Below are 18,580 nucleotides of genomic sequence, written 5' to 3' on the forward strand. Positions count from 1 at the left end.
GATGGAAGAGATTGTGGTCATCAAATGCGGCGGGAGTACGATGGATCAGTTGCCGGACAGCTTTTTTCAGGCGATCGCCAGCTTGCAGCAGGATGGGAAAAAGCTGGTGATCGTGCATGGCGGGGGACCGGCGATCAACGCGATGCTGGACCGGGTCCAGATCGCACCGCAATTCGTCGACGGACTGCGCGTTACCTGCGAGGATACGCTTGGTGTCGTGGAAATGGTCTTGTGCGGCAGCATCAACAAGGCATTGGTGCGCCGTTTGACGCGGGCAGGAGCGAAAGCGTGGGGTGTGAGCGGCATCGATGGACAGACGATCGTAGCTGAGAAAACGAGCAAGCCGCTCGGCTGGGTAGGCGAGATCAAACAGATGAATGCTGCGATTCCCAAAGCGATACTCACCCAAGGCTATTTGCCCGTCATCGCACCGTTGTCTGTCAGCACGGATGGAGGGAATACCTTTAACGTCAACGCAGATGTGGCAGCGGGTGCCGTGGCCGCAGCGCTTGGCGCGGAAAAACTCGTGATGGTGACCGATGTGCCCGGGATTTTGCGTCCGCAAGCGGATGGCAGCAAGGCATTGGTACAGGAGACCAACGCCCGGGAGATCGCCGCGATGATTGCCGATGAAGTAATTACAGGCGGCATGATCCCGAAAGTGACAGCCGCGCTGGACGCTCTCGGCCAGGGTGTCGAACAGGTCGTGATCTGTAAAGGAACGGCCGAAGATCTGCTGGCTGTATGCGCAGGAAAAGAGGCAGGGACAACCGTCCGTACTAGGGGAGGGGTATATCAATGAGTACAGCAACAGCTTCTACGAATCTCATGAATAACTATGCAAGATGGCCGATCAGCCTCGTAAAAGGGCAAGGCAACCAGGTCTGGGACGATCAAGGCAAAAAGTACCTCGATTTTACGTCGGGTATCGCCGTCACTTCGCTGGGGCATGTCCCGCCGAAGGTGACTGCGAAGCTGCATGAACAATTGGATACCTTATGGCATTGCTCCAATCTGTATCACATCCCCCAACAAGAGGTGCTGGCGGAAAAGCTGACCCGTTTGTCCGGACTGGATCGCGCCTTTTTTTGCAACAGCGGGGCGGAAGCCAACGAAGCTTTGATCAAAATTGCCCGCAGATACGCCCAAAAGGTGAAGGGAACAGATCGATATGAAGTGATTACCTTCGCCCAATCCTTTCACGGTCGGACATTGGCCACTCTGACTGCCACCGGGCAGGATAAGGTCAAAGACGGATTTGCACCATTGCCGATCGGCTTTGTCACGGTTCCCTACAACGATCTGTCTGCGGTGAAGGCAGCGATCACTGACAAGACATGCGCAATCATGCTGGAACTGGTGCAAGGCGAGGGTGGCGTGAATCCTGCAGATGACGCATGGGTCAAGGCATTGCGGAATTTGTGCGACGAGCACGGTTTTTTGTTGCTGATTGATGAAATTCAGACCGGGATTGCGCGCACTGGCACCTGGTTCGCTTTCCAGCAATACGGGATTCGACCTGATGCGATCTCTCTGGCAAAAGGCTTGGGCAGCGGCTTCCCGATCGGAGCGATTGTCGCGACGGAGGAAGTAGCGCAGGCTTTCACTCCGGGTACACACGGAACGACCTTTGGGGGCAATCCGCTTGCTGCCACAGCCGGGATCGCTACCTTGGAGACAATGGAGGACGAGCAAATCCTCGACAAGGTAGCTGCGATTCACAATAGGCTCATGGAGGAACTGCTGAAGCTACAGACAGCACATCCGGATAAAGTGATCGCGGTTCGGGGCAAAGGACTGTTGATGGGGGTAGAGCTTGCCGTTCCCGTAGGAGATGTCATTGCCTATGCACGTGAGCATGGCGTTTTGCTGCTGTCAGCAGGGACCCATGTATTGCGGTTGCTCCCTTCCTTTATTACGACTCACGAAGAAATCGAACAGGTGATGACTGTCCTGAACGAAGCTTTGAAATAGAAATAACCATGGTTTGGCATGTGCAACGAGTGACGAGATTCAAAAAACTCGTTGCATTTTTATTAAATGAAATGTATATTAATACACATGGTTGCATATATTTTGGCTAGCGAGTGTCCTTTGGAGAGGAGTGGCTTTCATAGATGAATAGAGAGAATACAGGTCATGGAACAGGATACCTCACGCTGGAGAGCGGAGAGGTGTTCACCGGAACGCTATACGGTGCATGGAGTGGCGGAGTCGGCGAAGTGGTTTTTCATACAGGCATGACAGGATATCAGGAAGTGATGAGCGACCCTTCTTTTGCAGGTCAAATCGTCACCTTTACGTACCCCCTGATCGGAAATTACGGCATTAACGAGCAGGATTTTGAAGCAGCGAAGCCAGCTCTCACGGGAATGGTCGTCAGCGAATTGTGCAACGAACCGAGCCATTACCGATCCCAAAAAACGCTGGCGGAGGTCGCAGACCAATACGGCTTTCCGATCCTCGCTGGGATCGACACAAGGACGATTACCAAACGCGTACGGCAAGACGGCCCTTTGTTCGGTGTGATTTCGGACCGTATCTTGACTGCGGAGGAAGTCGTCTCCCTGCGAAACAAGCATGCCAAAAAATCGCTGGTAGCGGATGTCTCCACACAGCAGATCGTCCGCTATGCAGGCAGCGGAGAACATATCGTGCTCGTGGATTTGGGAATGAAAACCTCCATACTTCACGCTCTGCTTGAGCTGGAATGCCAGGTGACCGTGGTGCCATTCGACACCCCCATCTCCCAGATCAAAGAACTGCAGCCGGATGGCTTGCTCTTTTCCAATGGTCCTGGAGATCCTGAGCATCTCCTCGCCTATTGCAGCGAATGGCGCAAGCTCGTGGAGCAGTATCCGACGCTTGGCATATGCCTGGGGCATCAAGTGTTGGCCTTGATGTATGGAGCGAAGACAGAAAAGCTGAAATACGGTCACCGCGGCGGAAATCATCCCGTCAAGGAGCTGCAGACCGGCAAAGTATATATGACCTCGCAAAATCACGGGTATGTGGTGAAAGAGGAATCGCTGGACAAACGCCAGCTGATGGTCTCGTATCGCAACGTCAACGACGGTTCAGTCGAAGGACTCCGCCACCTGAGCCTCCCCGTTTTCAGTGTCCAATTCCATCCGGAGGCACATCCCGGACCGAGCGACACCTCTCATTTGTTTCACCAATTCTTGCAATCGATGCGCGTAGTAGGAGCGAACAGATATGCCTAAATTGCCACATATACACAAAGTACTGGTTATTGGTTCTGGCCCGATTGTCATCGGTCAGGCAGCGGAATTTGACTATGCCGGGGCACAGGCGTGCCTTTCTCTGAAGGAGGAGGGCGTGCAGGTCGTCCTGGTGAACAACAACCCGGCAACGATCATGACCGATGAGCAGTTGGCCGACAAAGTATACCTGGAGCCATTGACGCTGGAGTCCGTCACGGAAATTATCGCCAAGGAGCGGCCGGATGGCCTTCTGCCCACATTGGGCGGTCAGACCGGCCTGAATCTGGCTGTAGCGCTGTCTGAGGCAGGCGTGCTGCAAAAGTACAACGTAGAGCTGTTGGGAACGCCTTTGGCGGCGATTCAGAACGGCGAGGATCGCGAGCTGTTTAAACAACTGATGCAGCAGATCGGCGAGCCTGTGCCTGAGAGCGACACCGTGGAATCCGTCGAGGAAGCGATTGCGTTTGCCAATTCGATCGGCTATCCCGTCATTGTGCGTCCGGCCTATACCTTGGGCGGAGCAGGGGGAGGCATCGCAGCTGATGAACCTTCGTTGCGCAAAGTGGCGGCTGGAGGCATCGCGGCAAGCCCGATCGGACAGGTGCTGATTGAGCGAAGCGTCAAAGGCTGGAAGGAAATCGAATACGAAGTGATGCGTGATGCCAATGACACCTGCATCATCGTCTGCAATATGGAGAATCTGGACCCGGTCGGGATTCATACTGGCGACAGCATCGTCGTAGCACCGTCCCAGACCTTGACCGATCGGCAGTATCAGATGCTGCGCAGCGTCTCCACCAAAGTAATCCGTTCCTTGGGCGTCGTCGGCGGCTGCAATATCCAGTTCGCTCTCGACCCATTGTCCGATCAGTATGTACTGATTGAGGTAAACCCGCGTGTAAGCCGCTCCAGTGCCTTGGCGTCCAAAGCGACGGGATACCCGATCGCCCGTATCGCTGCCAAGCTGGCTTTGGGCTTCGGACTGGATGAGGTGACGAATCCGATCACAGGATACACCTTCGCCAGCTTCGAGCCATCATTAGATTATGTAGTTGTAAAAATTCCTCGCTTCCCATTTGACAAATTTCCGTTGGCGGACCGGAAGCTGGGAACCCAGATGAAGGCGACAGGGGAAGTCATGTCCATCGCACGCAACCTGGAGGCAGGCTTGCTGAAAGCTGTGCGCTCGCTGGAACAGGGATGCACGCATCTCGTTCGGCCTGAGCTGGCAGCGTGGACTCGTGAGCAATTGAGCGTTGCCTTGCAAGAGGCGACAGACATTCGCCTGTTTGTCCTGGCGGAGGCAATCCGCAAAGGCTTCTCAGAAGAAGAGCTGCACAGCCTGACTGGTGTAGATCCGTTCTTCTTGCGCAGTATTCGCAAGATTGTGGATTTGGAAGCAGAGCTGGCATCCTTCGCGGGCCGTGATTTGCCGACAGACCTGCTGCTGACAGCAAAAAAACGCGGGTTTGCTGACGAGACGATCGCTTCCTTGACAGGCTCTACGTCTGGGGAGATAAAAGCAGCGCGCCAAGAGGCTGGCATCACGCCAACCTATAAAATCGTCGATACCTGCGCTGCTGAGTTTGATGCGCAAACTCCTTATTACTATTCCGATTGGCAAGGAATGGATGAGGTAGAAGCATTGGAAGGACGCAAAGTGCTGGTGCTTGGATCCGGCCCCATCCGGATCGGTCAGGGAATCGAGTTCGACTACTGCTCCGTACATGCGGCGAAATCGCTGCAGGCAAGCGGGATCAAGGCAGTTGTGGTGAACAACAACCCGGAGACGGTCAGTACAGACTACGAGACGGCTGACCACCTGTACTTCGAGCCCCTGCATGTAGAAGATGTTCTGCATATTGCCGAGCATGAGCAAGTGGAAGGGGTCATGGTGCAGTTCGGCGGTCAAACCGCGATCAATCTGGCCGCCAAGCTGGAAAAAGCCGGTCTGAAGGTGTTGGGAACTTCCTTGGAAGCAATCGAGCGAGCGGAGGATCGCGAACTGTTCTACGACATGCTGCGCAAGCTGGACATCCCGCATATCCCCGGAAAAGGCGTCTCCTCTCAGGAGGACGCAGCGGCGATTGCCGAGGAGATCGGTTATCCCGTATTGATGCGTCCGTCGTATGTCATCGGCGGACAGGGAATGGCGGTCGTCCATGACGTCACCGAGCTGACTGCCACGATCAACGATTGGCTGAATCATCCCGACAGCAGCTCCTTCTTCCCGCTGTTGGTCGACAAATATGTACCGGGGCGTGAGGCGGAGGTAGACGCTGTCTGCGACGGCGAGCAGGTGCTGATCCCGGGCATTTTCCAGCATGTAGAAAAAGCCGGCATACACTCTGGCGACAGTGTGGCCCTCTTCCCGGCCCCCGAGCTGTCCGCAGAAGTGAAGCAAAAAATCGAAAGCTATACTGAAGCGATTGCCCGTGAAATGGGTGCAGTCGGCCTGATCAATATTCAATTTGTCATCGACGGTTCGACTGTTTACGTTTTGGAAGTGAATCCGCGCGCTTCGCGTACCGTGCCGATTACCAGCAAAGTAACCGGCATCCCGATGGTTCAGTTGGCAGTACGCGCGCAGTTGGGTGAAAAGCTCGCCGACATGAATTTCGGAACCGGATTGCTGCCTGATATTCCGTTTGCAGTAGTGAAAGCCCCAGTCTTTTCAACGGTCAAACTCAATGGAGTCGACCCGGCGTTAGGTCCCGAGATGAAATCGACTGGGGAAGTGCTCGGCTTGGGACGTTCTTTCGCAGAGGCGGCGGGCAAGGCATTTGCTTTCAAGGACAATATGTACGGGGATTGGCAGGCTGACAGTCTCGTCATTCTTTCCCTGTCAGATGGCGACAAGCAAGCAGGGGGAGCAGCAACTTTGGCGCAGATGAAAGAAGAGGGAGCCGTGTTTGCAGCGACGGCAGGAACAGCCGCTTGGCTTGCAGAGCATCAGATTGCAGTCTCTCATGTGCTCGAACAGGATGCCCAGCTGGTCTCCCTGCTGCAGCAAGAAAAGGCTGCCTTTGCCCTGGTGACGGCAACCAAAGGAAATCGTCAGGGACGTCTTGGATTTGCACTGCGCAGCCGTTTGGTCCAGCAAGGTGTGCCGCTGTTTTCCGCAGTCGAGACGTTTGAGTTGTACGTGCAGTCCATTTTGAAGAAAAGAGGTGGCTCTCATGCAGCCAGTGAAGATATTGGAACACTTACCCAACTTGCCGCTCAGCAAGCATAAAGGAAAAGACCTCTTGCGCATCGACGAGTTCAACGGTGAAGAACTAATGGAGCTGCTGCAGCTGGCTGCTCATATCAAACAGCTTCAGAAGCATGGACAGCCATTCCAGCCGTTGCAGGGCAAGACGCTCGGCATGATTTTTGACAAGGCTTCTACTCGTACACGCGTCTCCTTTGAGGTAGGGATGTATCAGCTCGGCGGCATGGGCATGTTTTTGAGTGGAAAAGAACTGCAATTAGGGCGCGGAGAACCAATCAGCGATACCGCCAAGGTCCTCTCCCGTTATGTAGATGCCGTCATGATCCGCACCTTCTCTCATGAGTACGTGGAGGAACTGGCTCACCACGCCTCCATCCCGATCATCAACGGTCTGACGGATCTCTACCACCCGTGCCAGGCGTTGGCAGACATGCTGACGATCTGGGAGCATAAAGGGAAGCTGCAGGGCGTCAAGCTGGCGTACATTGGCGATGGTAACAACGTCGCCAACTCCTTGGTGCTGGCAGCCGTACTGCTTGGCCTGGATATGCGTGTGGCAACGCCAGTCGGCTATGAAATGGACAGCGCTATTGTGCAAAAGGCGAAGGAGTACGCGGCGGCAAGCGGCGGCAAGCTGTTGCTGACGAACGATGTCGTCGAGGCGGTAGCGGGAGCGGATGCGGTATATACGGACGTATGGACCAGCATGGGCTTTGAGGCGGAGAATGAGGTTCGTCTGAAGGCATTTGCCGACTACCAGGTAAATGAAAAGCTGGTAGCGCATGCGGACCACGACTATCTCTTTTTGCACTGTCTGCCGGCCCATCGCGGCGAAGAAGTGACAGCAGGTGTCATCGATGGCCCCCGTTCTTTCATTTTCGATCAGGCAGAGAACAGACTCCATGCCCAAAAGGCAATTCTTGCAGCTTTAGTATGAGGTTCGATCTAGTTCATCTAGTTCTATAGAATCAATTTGCAAAAAAACTGCTAGAATAGAAAACGGGCATTGCCGAAATTTGTCACGAACATGTAAAATATGGGTAAGAAAGCGCGAGGAAGTGCAGACTTTATTTGGTCGCTTGGTCTGTACAGAGCGAGTAGCGAATCCGCCCTCTCTTTTTTGAGAGGAAGGGAGGCAGAAGCTGTATATGGTCGCTTGGCTTCTACCTTGAACAAGTAGCGAAACCAGCTTTCTCCACTATCGTGACAAGGGGGGGAACGAAGATGAAAAAATGGTTCGCAGCAATTATGATGGTGGTAGCGATCGTAGCTGCTACATCGGCAAACTACCATATTGGCTAATTAACCGTAATGAAGAAACACCGCTTGTTTCAAGTGGTGTTTTTTCTTAAACCTGGAGGAAAATGACATGCTACTGGACGTCATTTGTTTTTCTTTCCTCGTGGCCTTAATACGGGGTGGGAGAATAAAAGAGTTTCCGAAGTTCCAAAAAATTTATCTCTTGGTTATCACGATTGGCTTACAGGTATGTGCCGTATTCTTCCCGTTAATCGGTGGAATATTCATATCAATTGCTTATTTGTTCATCCTGGCATTCCTTGTTTTCAATCGAGAGTTTGAAGACATCAGAATTTTCATGGTTGGGTGGTTTTTGAATTCGCTTGCAATCTGGACAAATGGTGGCAAAATGCCGATTGATCCCGTGCAGGCGAGAAAATTGCCCTATAATTTTGAAGAGGTAGTGAACGGAACCAATTTCAAGCATAGCGTTTTGACGGAAAGCACCAATCTCCCCTTTCTAACAGATGTGATCTACATGCCTTCCATCATTCCACGAGTGATTAGTATCGGGGATATCTTTATCATGCTGGGAGCGTTTTTGCTTGTCCAACGCCTGATGAATAAACCAATCTCCTTAATACGACTTCGAGAAGGTAAGAGCTATGCGGCAAAAAAATAAAATTGGATTCTATATTAAGGGGATTATAGTCCAGATTGGTTTCGTTGTAGCTGCAATCAGTATTTTCTATTCATCTTTGTCTCAATGGGAGCCAAGAGAACATTGGGGAGTATTATTTATTTATACTCTCCTTACCATTTTTTCATGTTTTACTCCTGTAAGAAACGCAAACACAATTATGACCGTGAACAATGCAGTCATATTTTCAGGCATTCTTCTCTATGGAGTTTGGGTCGGTGTTTGGACAGCAGTTATTGAGGCCATTATTATTGCAACGCTCGTTCGTATTAATCCATTAAAGGCACTTATGAATATTGGTCAGTTGCTCATGACCATATGGACGGTTGCTTATCTAAACACTTTGCTTAAAAGTGTGGACTTTCTATCACCGCTTATTTCAGATTTGATACTGACAGTCGTATACTGGTTCGTTAATTTAGTCTTGGTAGGCCTGGCTATTTCCTATTTTCAAAACAAGAGCTGGGTTCGTACGGTAATAGCGATATCCAAAGGATTTACTTCAACCTATTTATTGCTGCTGATCTTGGCTGGAGTTGGGTCTCGCCTCGTGGAGTACTATGGAGTCATTGCCCTGGTGCCTATGGTGATTGCCTTCTTAACGATCAGCTTCGTCTTCCACCATTATTACGACAATGTTGTAAAACTCCAGCAAAAAGTGGAGGAAGTCAAGCGTTTCAACCACAACTTCCTGACGACGATGGCGGCCTCCATAGACGCACGCGATCGCTACACAAGCGGACACTCTCTGCGAGTCGCTTACTGGGGCAGGGAAATCGCCAAGCAGATCGGCCTTTCGTCGGAAAAAGTCGATGAAGTATATTTTGGCGGCATTCTGCACGACATCGGAAAAATTGGGATTGAAGACGAGATTCTGAATAAAAAAGGGAGATTAACACCGGAGGAATACGATAAGATCAAACAGCATACGGTGATCGGATATGAGATTATTAAGCAGGCTGGGATGTTTCATGAGCTGTTGCCTGCTATTCGTTCCCATCATGAACGGGTTGACGGAAAAGGATACCCGGACGGCTTGGTAGGAAACGAGATACCGCTCATCGCACGTATTCTGGCTGTCTCAGATGCGTTCGATGCCATGGTGGCAGATCGGCCTTATCGCAAAGGATTGCCAATCGATCAAGCCTTGCAAGAGATTCGACGCGGAGCAGGGACACAGTTTGACGAAGAGCTGGCAAGCCATTTCATCGTGGTAATCAACAGTTTGCCGCGGGAAGAGCTAGAAAAAATCATCAGGCAGAATGGGCAAGAACACAAACCGTTTCAGGATGCATTCCATTAGAAAGGAAGCGTATCCTGGCAAACGGTTTTTTCTATTTTTCTATAGTACAGCTACGTGGAAAGCCGCTTGCATAAGAGGACGAGACTCGCAATAATAAAAGTGTCTACCTGATTATGGAAAGGGGAGAGTCGGGGACTATGATTCCTACCTATCAAGATGGAGAAATGATTCTCAAGCTGTACGATCAGTATGAGTCGGAGCGGATGAGAGCGGCCAAAGCTTGGTTTGCCCAGGAGCTGAACGGACCAGAAGGGGTGAATCCTGCCGAGTTTTGGGAGAAGTTCCCCCGAGGAAGTGAGGGCTTTACCCATTTTGTCACCTTGTACGGATTTTTTGAAATGGTGGGCGTGCTGCATAAAAACGGTCTTATACATCCGGACCTTCTTTTTGACATGTGGTACATTAATGGATTCTATGACAAAATGTACCCAGTCATTGCTTATTGGAGATCCAAGGGAGATATTCATATCGCCGAGAATTTTGAGCGGCTGGCGATCGCCGAGCGTGACTGGATCGGCAAGAATAAGGGAGCAGCCTATGTTCCCCAGGTATCCTACCTAACTGAATAGGGACGTCCACAGAACTGCCGAATGAGATGAATCTTGTTCGGCAGTTTTTATATGGCTGTGAAAAAGGGGAGATGTTTCGAGAAAAGAGGTTGTATTTTTATGAGTTGCTTTGTATAATTACTCACATAAGAAAAACTTCGGCACTAAGGAGAGAAGAAAGATGTCTAAAGAGAAAATTGTTTTGGCCTATTCGGGCGGTTTAGATACATCAGTAGCGATCAAATGGCTGCAAGAAACATACAACTACGACGTAATTGCGGTGGCACTGGACGTAGGCGAAGGAAAAGACTTGGACTTCGTGCAGAAAAAAGCGCTGCAGGTCGGTGCCCTCAAATCCATCGTTGTGGATGCCAAAGAGGCTTTCGCACAGGAATTCGTTCTGCCGGCTTTGCAGGCAAATGCAATGTATGAAGGGAAATATCCGCTGGTATCTGCTCTGTCCCGTTACCTGATTTCTCGCGTACTGGTGGAAATCGCAGAGAAAGAAGGAGCAGTAGCCGTAGCCCATGGCTGCACCGGTAAAGGAAACGACCAGGTTCGCTTTGACGTGTCCTTCACAGCGCTGAACCCGAACATCAAAATCGTGGCTCCTGTTCGGGAATGGGGCTGGACGCGTGATGAAGAGATCGAATATGCAAAAAAACACAATATCCCGATCCCGATCGATCTGGACAATCCATACAGCATCGACCAAAATCTCTGGGGCAGAAGCTGCGAGTGCGGCGTGCTGGAAGATCCTTGGGCAGCTCCACCAGAAGGTGCGTATGATCTGACCAAGTCCATTGCAGATGCACCGGATGAAGCAGAAGAAATCGAAATTACATTTGTCAAAGGCGTGCCAACAGCCCTGAACGGCGAAGAACTGGCTCTCTCCGAGTTGATTCTGAAGCTGAACAAGATCGCGGGCAACCATGGCGTGGGCCGCATCGACCACGTAGAGAACCGCCTGGTCGGCATCAAATCGCGTGAAGTATACGAAACACCTGCTGCCACGACATTAATTCTGGCTCACCGTGAGTTGGAGTTCTTGACTCAACCGCGTGAGGTCGCATCGTTCAAACCGATCATCGAGCAAAAAATGGCGCAAGTAATCTATGAAGGTCTCTGGTATTCCCCGATCCGCAACGCCGTGCAAGCGTTTATCGAGGAAACACAAAAACATGTGACTGGCGTAGTTCGCGTGAAGCTGCATAAAGGTCATGCCATCGTAGTGGGACGCAAATCCGCTTCCTCGCTCTACAGCCACGAGCTGGCAACCTACAATGCAGGCGACCAGTTTGACCATAAAGCAGCACTTGGCTTCATCAAGCTGTGGGGCTTGCCAACCAAGGTGTATGCAGAAGTAAATGAAGGCGTTCTGCACGAGAACGTGAATACCGCCATCAAGATTTTGGACGAAAAGGATGCGATCAAGCAATGAAACTGTGGGGAGGACGCTTCACGAAGCCGACGAATCAGCTCGTAGAAGAGTATACAGCTTCCATCTCTTTTGACCAGCAGATGTGGCGCCAGGATATCGTCGGTAGCCTGGCACATGTAGCCATGCTGGGCAAGTGCGGCATCCTGCCAATGGAAGAAGTCAGACAGATTATCGCTGGCTTGAAAAAGGTAAAGGACAAAATCGAGCGTGGGCAGGCGCAATTCCTCGTCGCCCACGAAGATGTCCATATGAATATTGAAAAAATGCTGATCGAAGAAATTGGTCCTGTGGGGGGGAAGCTCCACACCGGCCGCAGCCGCAACGATCAGGTAGCAACGGATATGCACCTGTACCTCAGAGAAAAGCTGATGGAGATCATTCAGCTCGCGATGTATCTGCAGGAAGCGCTGATCGAAAAAGCCAGTGAGCATCTCGATACTGTCATGCCAGGCTACACCCATCTTCAGCGTGCGCAGCCAGTATTGTTCGGCTACCATCTGATGGCATACGTCTCGATGCTGCAACGCGACATCGAGCGTATGACAGAGACCTGGAAACGGGTGAATGTCCTGCCGCTGGGAGCGGGCGCGTTGGCGGGAACCACCTTCCCGATCGACCGCAATTTTGTAGCGGAGCTGCTGCAGTTTGACGGAATATACCAAAACAGCATGGATGCCGTGAGCGACCGGGATTTTATCGTGGAGTTTTTGGCTGATTCCTCGCTGGTCATGACACATCTCTCCCGTCTCTGCGAGGAACTGGTGATCTGGAGCAGCCAGGAATTCTCCTTCATCGAGCTGGATGATGAGTTCTGCACCGGATCGAGCATCATGCCGCAAAAGAAAAATCCGGATGTGGCAGAACTGGTTCGCGGAAAGACAGGACGTGTGTACGGCAATCTCATCGGCTTGCTGACTGTATTGAAGGGCTTGCCGCTCGCCTACAACAAAGACATGCAGGAAGACAAGGAAGGCATGTTCGATACGGTAGCGACGCTGCACGGGGCGCTGGCTTTGCTGACGCCGATGATCAAGACGATGCAGGTGCGTTCCGACCGGATGCGTCAGGCAGTCACGCAGGACTTCTCCAATGCGACCGATCTGGCCGATTATCTCGTCCGCAAAAACATGCCGTTCCGCCAGGCGCATGAAGTCGTGGGCAAAACGGTTCTGTATTGCATCGAAAACAACAAATACTTGCTGGACATGTCCTTGGCTGAATTCCAGAGCTTTTCCGGCGTGATTGGCGAAGATGTGTACGAGGCTTTGGCGGTGGAGACAGTGGTCAATGCCCGCAATGTCCTCGGCGGCACGGCTCGCAATCAGGTAGAAGAACAGATCAAGGAATACCGCAAGCTGCTGGCAGACACGCATGCTTGGGTTGATAAAAACAGTCAGAAGGTCATGATTGAATCCTTGATTGATGTAGGGTCGCCAGCGTAAACAGGAATAGACAAACCTCCAAGTCCGCTTCATTAGCGGCACTTGGAGGTTTTTTGTATTACTGCATGTCAGAGGAGAGACGGATACAATAGCAGATGAGGAATATTCGGCTAAATTGTGAAAAGTTGTCATTTTTTGAACCGAATCATGGTGAACGGTGAATAGAGAGCAAAGACCTTGCAAGGAGGACGAGATGTGAAGGAAGGAAAAGAAGTGGAATTGTCCATCGCGAGCCGAAAAATAGACAGCGCCAGCTTTGAGCAGCTGGTACGACCTCACCTCGCGATGGCTTATCGTACAGCGTGCCTGATTATCCGTGATCGGCAACTGGCCCAGGACGCGGTACAGGAGGCACTGGTTGAGGTGTATCAATCCCTGGAACGGTTTGATCCGGAAAGAGGGAGATCGTTTCGAGCCTGGTTTGCCAAGATTGTTACCCACCGTGCTCTCAATGCTGTACGCAGGTTCAAGCCAGTAGATGAATATCAGGAGTGGCCGGATGAATCAACCAATCCACTCGACAGCATCATCGAAAGAGAAGAGCAGCAGCAGATCTGGAAAGCAATCTGCGGGATGAAGGTGAAGCATCGCACGGTCGTGATCCTGTTTTACTATGGAGATTTTAGCGTCGCGGAAATTGCCGAGATGCTGGGAGTTTTCGAGGGGACTGTAAAATCCCGGCTGCATCATGCTCGGAAGCTGATTGGCACCGAGCTGCGTAAGCACGATGACACACCCCATTTGTCAAAAGTAGGAGTGAGTACAAATGACTGATCGTGATCAAGAGATTTCTGCCGTATTGCATCGTCTGGCTGAGCGGGAGGAAATTCCGGATTTTGTGATGCCAACAGCCGCGAGTGCGCCAAAGCCTCGCCGGGGCAAGCGGCATTGGTATCGCTGGTCCTCCCTATCTATCGCTACAGCGGGGGCGGTTTTGTTTGCAGCGGGAGTAGGCACGTATGTGTCTCCGGATTTTGCCGCTCAGGTGAGGTCATGGACCGGACAGACAGCACAGGGTGCAAATTCACACAAGGAAAACCCCTCCTCGAATGCGCAGTCATCAAAAGAGACAATACAAGCGTTGTTTGGAATGGGGAATGTGGATCGTGGGATCGAGAGGGCGATGCGAGGATATGCACAAAAAATCAACGCCTCGGTGACTGATCAAGGTATTACGCTGGAAGTAATAGCGATCCTGGCAGATCCTACAAGGGTTTTCGTATCCTATCAAATCAAAAAAGAGGATGGGAGCCTTCTTGATCCCAAACTGATAAGGAAGACTTTGGACAAGGTTATCGCACTGACCGATGATACAAATCAGCGGTTGACCAATGGACACGGTGGGGGTTGGGATGAGAAGAACATGATCGGCTACCTCCAATTTTCAGTAGAGGAAGAACAGGGGCCAGTACCCGAGCGAATGAAGCTGTTGATCGATGTGAACAAAATGGGAGAGGTAGAAGGCAACTGGAAGCTGGAGGTGCCGTTTTCTGTAAAAGAGGCGATGGCAGCTACCCGCATATCCCAGGTTGAAAAGGAGTACACGACCCCCCAAGGCCTGCAAATCGCGCTCCGTACGGTAACGGAAGCTCCCTCGGCCACAGTCCTGCGCTTGGAAACCAAGTGGGATGAGGCGGCTAAAAAGCGGCTTGCTCAATATTCCAGGGATATGACCGGAAAAACACAAAATCATGATTATGCCCCATTCGTTCCATATCAGCAGTATCAACTGGAGTATCGCATATTGGACAAGGACGGGAGAGATGTTGCCGCCTACCAGCAAAAAGACAAGTTTCTTGAGCAAGGCGTATTGAAGGAGGGGCGGGTTTCCCGTGACCAATACGGGCATTTCATCTGGAATACTGCCTACGTACCATTTGAGGGAAGCGGGCCGTTTACGTTTGTACTGGATGCAGTACACGTTGCAGAACCTGCTGCATTGACAATTGATTTCCATCCGGAGAAGCTGTCAGCGGAACCGAAAAGGGTCGAGTACGAGGGAAATGGTATTACTGTGAAAAGCTTGCAGAAACAACAGGGCCAGACATCGCAGAGTACTGCCCTCGAATTGGAAATGGCATTTCGGGACATTTCAGCGATCGAACACGTATGGTGGGAGATCACCGATCAGAGCGGGAAGTCTTACCCGATTAACGGAGCTGCTTTTGATAGTGTCGGTGAGGATTCCCAAGGCAGAAAGATCGTACGAATGACCCTGAATGTGGAGGAAATGGAGCAAATCCCGCAACAATTGACACTCTCCTTGTCAGCCGTGACCAAAAGGTATGCGGATGTGCAGTGGAGCGTGGACCTGCCTCTCAAGTAACGGAATGGATGGCAATGAAGAAAGGATAGAAGCCCCAAACGGCTCCTATCCTCTTTTTTGTCCTTGAATAGCTACAGACACATCCGCAAAATCTCGGCCACATCCGTGCTCGCCAGCTTTTTAAACCGACCGATCGCCCCGTATGGAGTAGCCTTTTCCGCCATCACCTGCAGCTTTTCGTCGCCGATCTGATAGTCAGCGAGACGGGTAGGTGCCCCGATGCGGGCGAAAAATGCCTCTGTCGCCTCAATCCCGGCGAGGGCAATCTCATCATCTGATTTCCCTGCCGGATCGATGCCCCATACTTCCGTCGCGTATCGCTTGAAGCGTTGGACGTTTTCTCGATACACATAGCGCATCCATTTCGGGAAGATGATCGCCAGACCGCCGCCGTGCGGAATGTCGTAAACTGCACTCACGGCATGCTCGATCGAGTGGGTGGCCCAATCCGTCTCGACTCCGACAGGCAGCGTTCCGTTCAACGCCATGGTTCCGCAGTAGAGGATGTTCGCCCGAGCATCATAATCCTCCGGGTTTGCGAGGACGCGTTCAGCATTTTCGATGACGGTTTTCAAGATAGATTCGGCAAAGCGGCTTTGCAGCGGAATTTCCGTTGTGTGGCTGAAATACTGCTCGAACACATGCGACATGATATCGCAAATGCCGTAAATGGTTTGGTCACGCGGGACCGAGAATGTATGTTCAGGATCAAGAATCGAGAATGTCGGGAAGGTAGTGGATCCGCCGAACTTCTCCTGCGTTTCCCAATTGGTGATCACACTGCCGCGATTCATTTCCGATCCGGTAGCGGCTAACGTAAGGACGGTACCGAGCGGAAGGGCGTCCTGGGCTGTCGCTTTCTGCGTATAAAAGTCCCAGACATCCCCGTCGTATGGCACACCGACAGCAATGGCCTTCGAGGCATCGATGACGCTTCCGCCGCCGACTGCAAGAATCCAGTTTACGCCTTCCTGACGGCATAGCTCAATGCCCTTTTTTACTGTACTCAAGCGCGGATTCGGCTCCACGCCAGGCAACTCCAGGACTCGGCAGCCTGCGGAAAGCAGCAGGGAAATCACTTTGTCGTACAGGCCCGAACGTTTGATGCTGCCTCCCCCGTAGACGAGAAGGACTGTAGGCCCAAGCTGTTTGGCTTTTTCCTCCAGAACGGCGAGCTGTCCCCGCCCAAAAATCAGTTCTGTAGGATTCCGGTACACAAAGTTGTTCATTGATCCGTACCTCCTTATTAGTGTGGGGTTCCCTTTTCTATTGTATCGAATGGAAGATCGTCAAGCCAGTTTGTGGGTGTTCAGAAGAAAATGCAGGCAAAATCATGTCGGAACCACCTGAAAGAGAGACGTTTTCGACAAGAAATGAGAGATTTAGTGGATACCATACGCGAAACAGGGTGTTATAATAGATAAGATGAAGTTTCCCGCCGATTTCCAACGAATGGCAGCGGCATACGGGAAATGAATGGGGTCTTTTGTCGATATTTACGATCGAAAGATAGAGAACGATCTGACAACATAGGATGTGATGGGCATGATCGAGATGTTTGATGTATGGAAAACGTATCCAAACGGAACCAATGCGCTGAAAGGCGTGAACATTAAGATTGAAAAAGGCGAGTTTGTCTACGTGGTAGGGCCGAGCGGTGCGGGCAAATCCACGTTTATCAAGTTGATGTATCGCGAGGAAAAGCCAACAAAAGGGCAGATATTCCTGGGCGGTTTCAATGTCAGCCGAATCAAGGAAAGGCAGATACCCTTGGTGCGACGAAGCATCGGCGTCGTATTCCAGGACTTCAAGCTTCTGCCGACGCTGACCGTGTTTGAAAACGTCGCATTCGCGATGGAGGTCATCGAGGCCAACCCGAAGCAGATCAAGCCGCGCGTGTTGGACGTGCTGGGGCTGGTCAAGCTGAAGCACAAGGCGAAAATGCTTCCTAGCGAGCTGTCCGGCGGTGAACAGCAGCGGGTGGCGCTGGCGCGGGCGTTAGTGAACAACCCGGGCATCATCATCGCGGATGAACCGACGGGGAACCTCGATCCGGAGACCTCTTGGGAGATTATGAAGCTGTTTGAAGAGATCAACCAGAGGGGCACCACGGTCGTCATGGCGACGCATAACCGAGAGATCGTCAACACCATGAGAAAACGAGTCGTCGCGATTGAAGCGGGTACGATTGCCCGTGACGAACAGAGAGGGGAGTACGGCTATGAAGATTAGAACGCTGGGACGCCATGTCCGTGAAGGGGTAAAAAACCTCGGCCGGAACGGCTGGATGTCGTTCGCTTCGATTAGCGCCGTAGCCATCACCCTGTTAATTCTAGGAGTTTTCTTCATCCTGGCGATGAACGTCAATTACTTCGCCCAATCCGTCGAAAAGCAGGTAGAGATTCGAGTCTTCCTGGATGTTTTGGCTACCAAGGAGAACGTTCAGCAGGTTGAAGAGAACATAAAAGCCATTCCCAAAGTGGCAAGCGTCACGTTTATCCCCAAAGACGAGGGATTGAAGCAGTTCAAGGAAAGTCTGGGAGAAAAGGCCTATTTGTTCGAGGGGTTAGAAAAAGATAATCCGCTCCCCGATGCATTCGTCGTGAAGACGACACAGCCCCAGGATACGTCGGCAGTTGCCGCACAGATCAAAAAATTGGAATTTGTCAACAATCTGAATTACGGCGAAGGTACTGTAGAAAAGCTTTTCGCCGTCACAGGAGCCGTTCGAAATGTCGGTATCGCCTTTATCATCGGACTTGGATTTACGGCGATGTTCCTGATTGCCAACACAATCAAGCTGACGATTGTCGCTAGACGCCGGGAAATCGAAATCATGAAGCTGGTGGGGGCTACAAACTGGTTCATCCGTTGGCCATTTTTCGTTGAAGGCTTGTTGATGGGAATCGCCGGGGCTCTGATTCCGACGATTATGCTGGCTGTCGGCTACTACTATCTGCTGGATGCAATCCACTCCAGCTTTGAAGCTTCACAACTCTTCAAGCTGTTGCCGCTCTTCCCATTGGTCAACCAGGTTGCCTTGGCTCTGCTGGCCATCGGCGCGTTCATCGGAATTTGGGGAAGTTTGGTGTCTGTCCGCAGGTTCCTGCGGGTGTAAAATGAGAGAGTACGGGAGGAGAATC

At 51.6% G+C, this 18,580-nt stretch carries 15 protein-coding genes; 14 read left to right on the top strand and 1 reads right to left on the bottom strand.

Annotated elements, in window-relative coordinates; all coding sequences use genetic code 11:
• Position 1 precedes the first annotated feature (1 nt).
• From argB to T458_RS54630, 12 genes are all read left to right on the top strand, one after another.
• Positions 2 to 802: an acetylglutamate kinase gene (argB, locus tag T458_RS54575; RefSeq protein ID WP_023555336.1), complete on the top strand. Its 801-nt coding sequence runs from the start codon at positions 2 to 4 to the stop codon at positions 800 to 802.
• A complete protein-coding gene (locus T458_RS54580) occupies positions 799 to 1,974 on the top strand; it encodes an aspartate aminotransferase family protein (protein WP_023555337.1) in 1,176 nt (391 codons plus the stop codon). Before argB ends, T458_RS54580 begins: the two co-directional genes overlap by 4 nt.
• 143 nt (positions 1,975 to 2,117) lie before the next feature.
• Entirely contained in the window at positions 2,118 to 3,224 is a 1,107-nt protein-coding gene (locus T458_RS54585) for a carbamoyl phosphate synthase small subunit (RefSeq protein ID WP_023555338.1), read from the top strand.
• Positions 3,217 to 6,459: a carbamoyl-phosphate synthase (glutamine-hydrolyzing) large subunit gene (gene carB / locus T458_RS54590; RefSeq protein ID WP_023555339.1), complete on the top strand. Its 3,243-nt coding sequence runs from the start codon at positions 3,217 to 3,219 to the stop codon at positions 6,457 to 6,459. Before T458_RS54585 ends, carB begins: the two co-directional genes overlap by 8 nt.
• Positions 6,404 to 7,375: an ornithine carbamoyltransferase gene (gene argF, locus T458_RS54595; protein ID WP_023555340.1), complete on the top strand. Its 972-nt coding sequence runs from the start codon at positions 6,404 to 6,406 to the stop codon at positions 7,373 to 7,375. Before carB ends, argF begins: the two co-directional genes overlap by 56 nt.
• Positions 7,376 to 7,807: 432 nt before the next feature.
• Positions 7,808 to 8,359 (top strand): DUF5317 domain-containing protein, encoded by a 552-nt coding sequence (locus tag T458_RS54600; protein WP_023555341.1) that lies wholly within the window; start codon positions 7,808 to 7,810, stop codon positions 8,357 to 8,359.
• A gap of 568 nt (positions 8,360 to 8,927) precedes the next feature.
• Entirely contained in the window at positions 8,928 to 9,680 is a 753-nt protein-coding gene (locus tag T458_RS57710) for an HD-GYP domain-containing protein (RefSeq protein WP_246000972.1), read from the top strand.
• A gap of 137 nt (positions 9,681 to 9,817) precedes the next feature.
• Positions 9,818 to 10,249 carry a DUF4760 domain-containing protein gene (locus T458_RS54610; RefSeq protein ID WP_023555343.1) on the top strand — a complete coding sequence of 144 codons (432 nt, stop codon included), beginning with the start codon at positions 9,818 to 9,820 and terminating at the stop codon, positions 10,247 to 10,249.
• 160 nt (positions 10,250 to 10,409) lie between these two features.
• A complete protein-coding gene (locus T458_RS54615; protein ID WP_023555344.1) occupies positions 10,410 to 11,669 on the top strand; it encodes an argininosuccinate synthase in 1,260 nt (419 codons plus the stop codon).
• Positions 11,666 to 13,111, top strand: a complete 1,446-nt coding sequence (gene argH / locus T458_RS54620) for an argininosuccinate lyase (RefSeq protein ID WP_023555345.1) — start codon at positions 11,666 to 11,668, stop codon at positions 13,109 to 13,111. The genes T458_RS54615 and argH overlap by 4 nt, the downstream gene beginning before the upstream one ends.
• A gap of 195 nt (positions 13,112 to 13,306) precedes the next feature.
• Positions 13,307 to 13,885 (top strand): RNA polymerase sigma factor, encoded by a 579-nt coding sequence (locus tag T458_RS54625; RefSeq protein ID WP_023555346.1) that lies wholly within the window; start codon positions 13,307 to 13,309, stop codon positions 13,883 to 13,885.
• Positions 13,878 to 15,437, top strand: coding sequence for a DUF4179 domain-containing protein (locus tag T458_RS54630; protein WP_023555347.1), 1,560 nt, complete (start codon positions 13,878 to 13,880; stop codon positions 15,435 to 15,437). The genes T458_RS54625 and T458_RS54630 overlap by 8 nt, the downstream gene beginning before the upstream one ends.
• 71 nt (positions 15,438 to 15,508) lie before the next feature.
• Here the strand turns inward: T458_RS54630 and T458_RS54635 are convergent, their stop codons facing one another.
• Positions 15,509 to 16,666, bottom strand: a complete 1,158-nt coding sequence (locus T458_RS54635; RefSeq protein ID WP_023555348.1) for an iron-containing alcohol dehydrogenase — start codon at positions 16,664 to 16,666, stop codon at positions 15,509 to 15,511.
• 316 nt (positions 16,667 to 16,982) lie between these two features.
• On the opposite strand from T458_RS54635, the gene ftsE reads away from it, so the two are divergent.
• Both ftsE and ftsX read left to right on the top strand, forming a co-directional pair.
• Positions 16,983 to 17,669, top strand: a complete 687-nt coding sequence (ftsE, locus tag T458_RS54640) for a cell division ATP-binding protein FtsE (protein WP_023555349.1) — start codon at positions 16,983 to 16,985, stop codon at positions 17,667 to 17,669.
• A complete protein-coding gene (gene ftsX, locus T458_RS54645; RefSeq protein ID WP_023555350.1) occupies positions 17,659 to 18,555 on the top strand; it encodes a permease-like cell division protein FtsX in 897 nt (298 codons plus the stop codon). Before ftsE ends, ftsX begins: the two co-directional genes overlap by 11 nt.
• The last annotated feature ends 25 nt before the right edge of the window (positions 18,556 to 18,580 follow it).

This window comes from Brevibacillus panacihumi W25 (assembly GCF_000503775.1).
In the GTDB taxonomy this organism is placed as follows: Bacteria; Bacillota; Bacilli; order Brevibacillales; family Brevibacillaceae; genus Brevibacillus; species Brevibacillus panacihumi_A.

What these genes read in the sequence shown, in the direction of transcription:
- T458_RS54585 (WP_023555338.1), top strand. Translation starts at nt 2,118, where the DNA reads ATGAATAGAGAGAATACAGGTCATGGAACAGGATACCTCACGCTGGAG.
- ftsE (WP_023555349.1), top strand. Translation starts at nt 16,983, where the DNA reads ATGATCGAGATGTTTGATGTATGGAAAACGTATCCAAACGGAACCAAT.
- T458_RS54615 (WP_023555344.1), top strand. Translation starts at nt 10,410, where the DNA reads ATGTCTAAAGAGAAAATTGTTTTGGCCTATTCGGGCGGTTTAGATACA.
- T458_RS54580 (WP_023555337.1), top strand. Translation starts at nt 799, where the DNA reads ATGAGTACAGCAACAGCTTCTACGAATCTCATGAATAACTATGCAAGA.
- ftsX (WP_023555350.1), top strand. Translation starts at nt 17,659, where the DNA reads ATGAAGATTAGAACGCTGGGACGCCATGTCCGTGAAGGGGTAAAAAAC.
- T458_RS54630 (WP_023555347.1), top strand. Translation starts at nt 13,878, where the DNA reads ATGACTGATCGTGATCAAGAGATTTCTGCCGTATTGCATCGTCTGGCT.
- T458_RS54610 (WP_023555343.1), top strand. Translation starts at nt 9,818, where the DNA reads ATGATTCCTACCTATCAAGATGGAGAAATGATTCTCAAGCTGTACGAT.
- T458_RS54600 (WP_023555341.1), top strand. Translation starts at nt 7,808, where the DNA reads ATGCTACTGGACGTCATTTGTTTTTCTTTCCTCGTGGCCTTAATACGG.
- T458_RS54635 (WP_023555348.1), bottom strand. Translation starts at nt 16,666, where the DNA reads ATGAACAACTTTGTGTACCGGAATCCTACAGAACTGATTTTTGGGCGG.
- argB (WP_023555336.1), top strand. Translation starts at nt 2, where the DNA reads ATGGAAGAGATTGTGGTCATCAAATGCGGCGGGAGTACGATGGATCAG.
- carB (WP_023555339.1), top strand. Translation starts at nt 3,217, where the DNA reads ATGCCTAAATTGCCACATATACACAAAGTACTGGTTATTGGTTCTGGC.
- argH (WP_023555345.1), top strand. Translation starts at nt 11,666, where the DNA reads ATGAAACTGTGGGGAGGACGCTTCACGAAGCCGACGAATCAGCTCGTA.
- argF (WP_023555340.1), top strand. Translation starts at nt 6,404, where the DNA reads ATGCAGCCAGTGAAGATATTGGAACACTTACCCAACTTGCCGCTCAGC.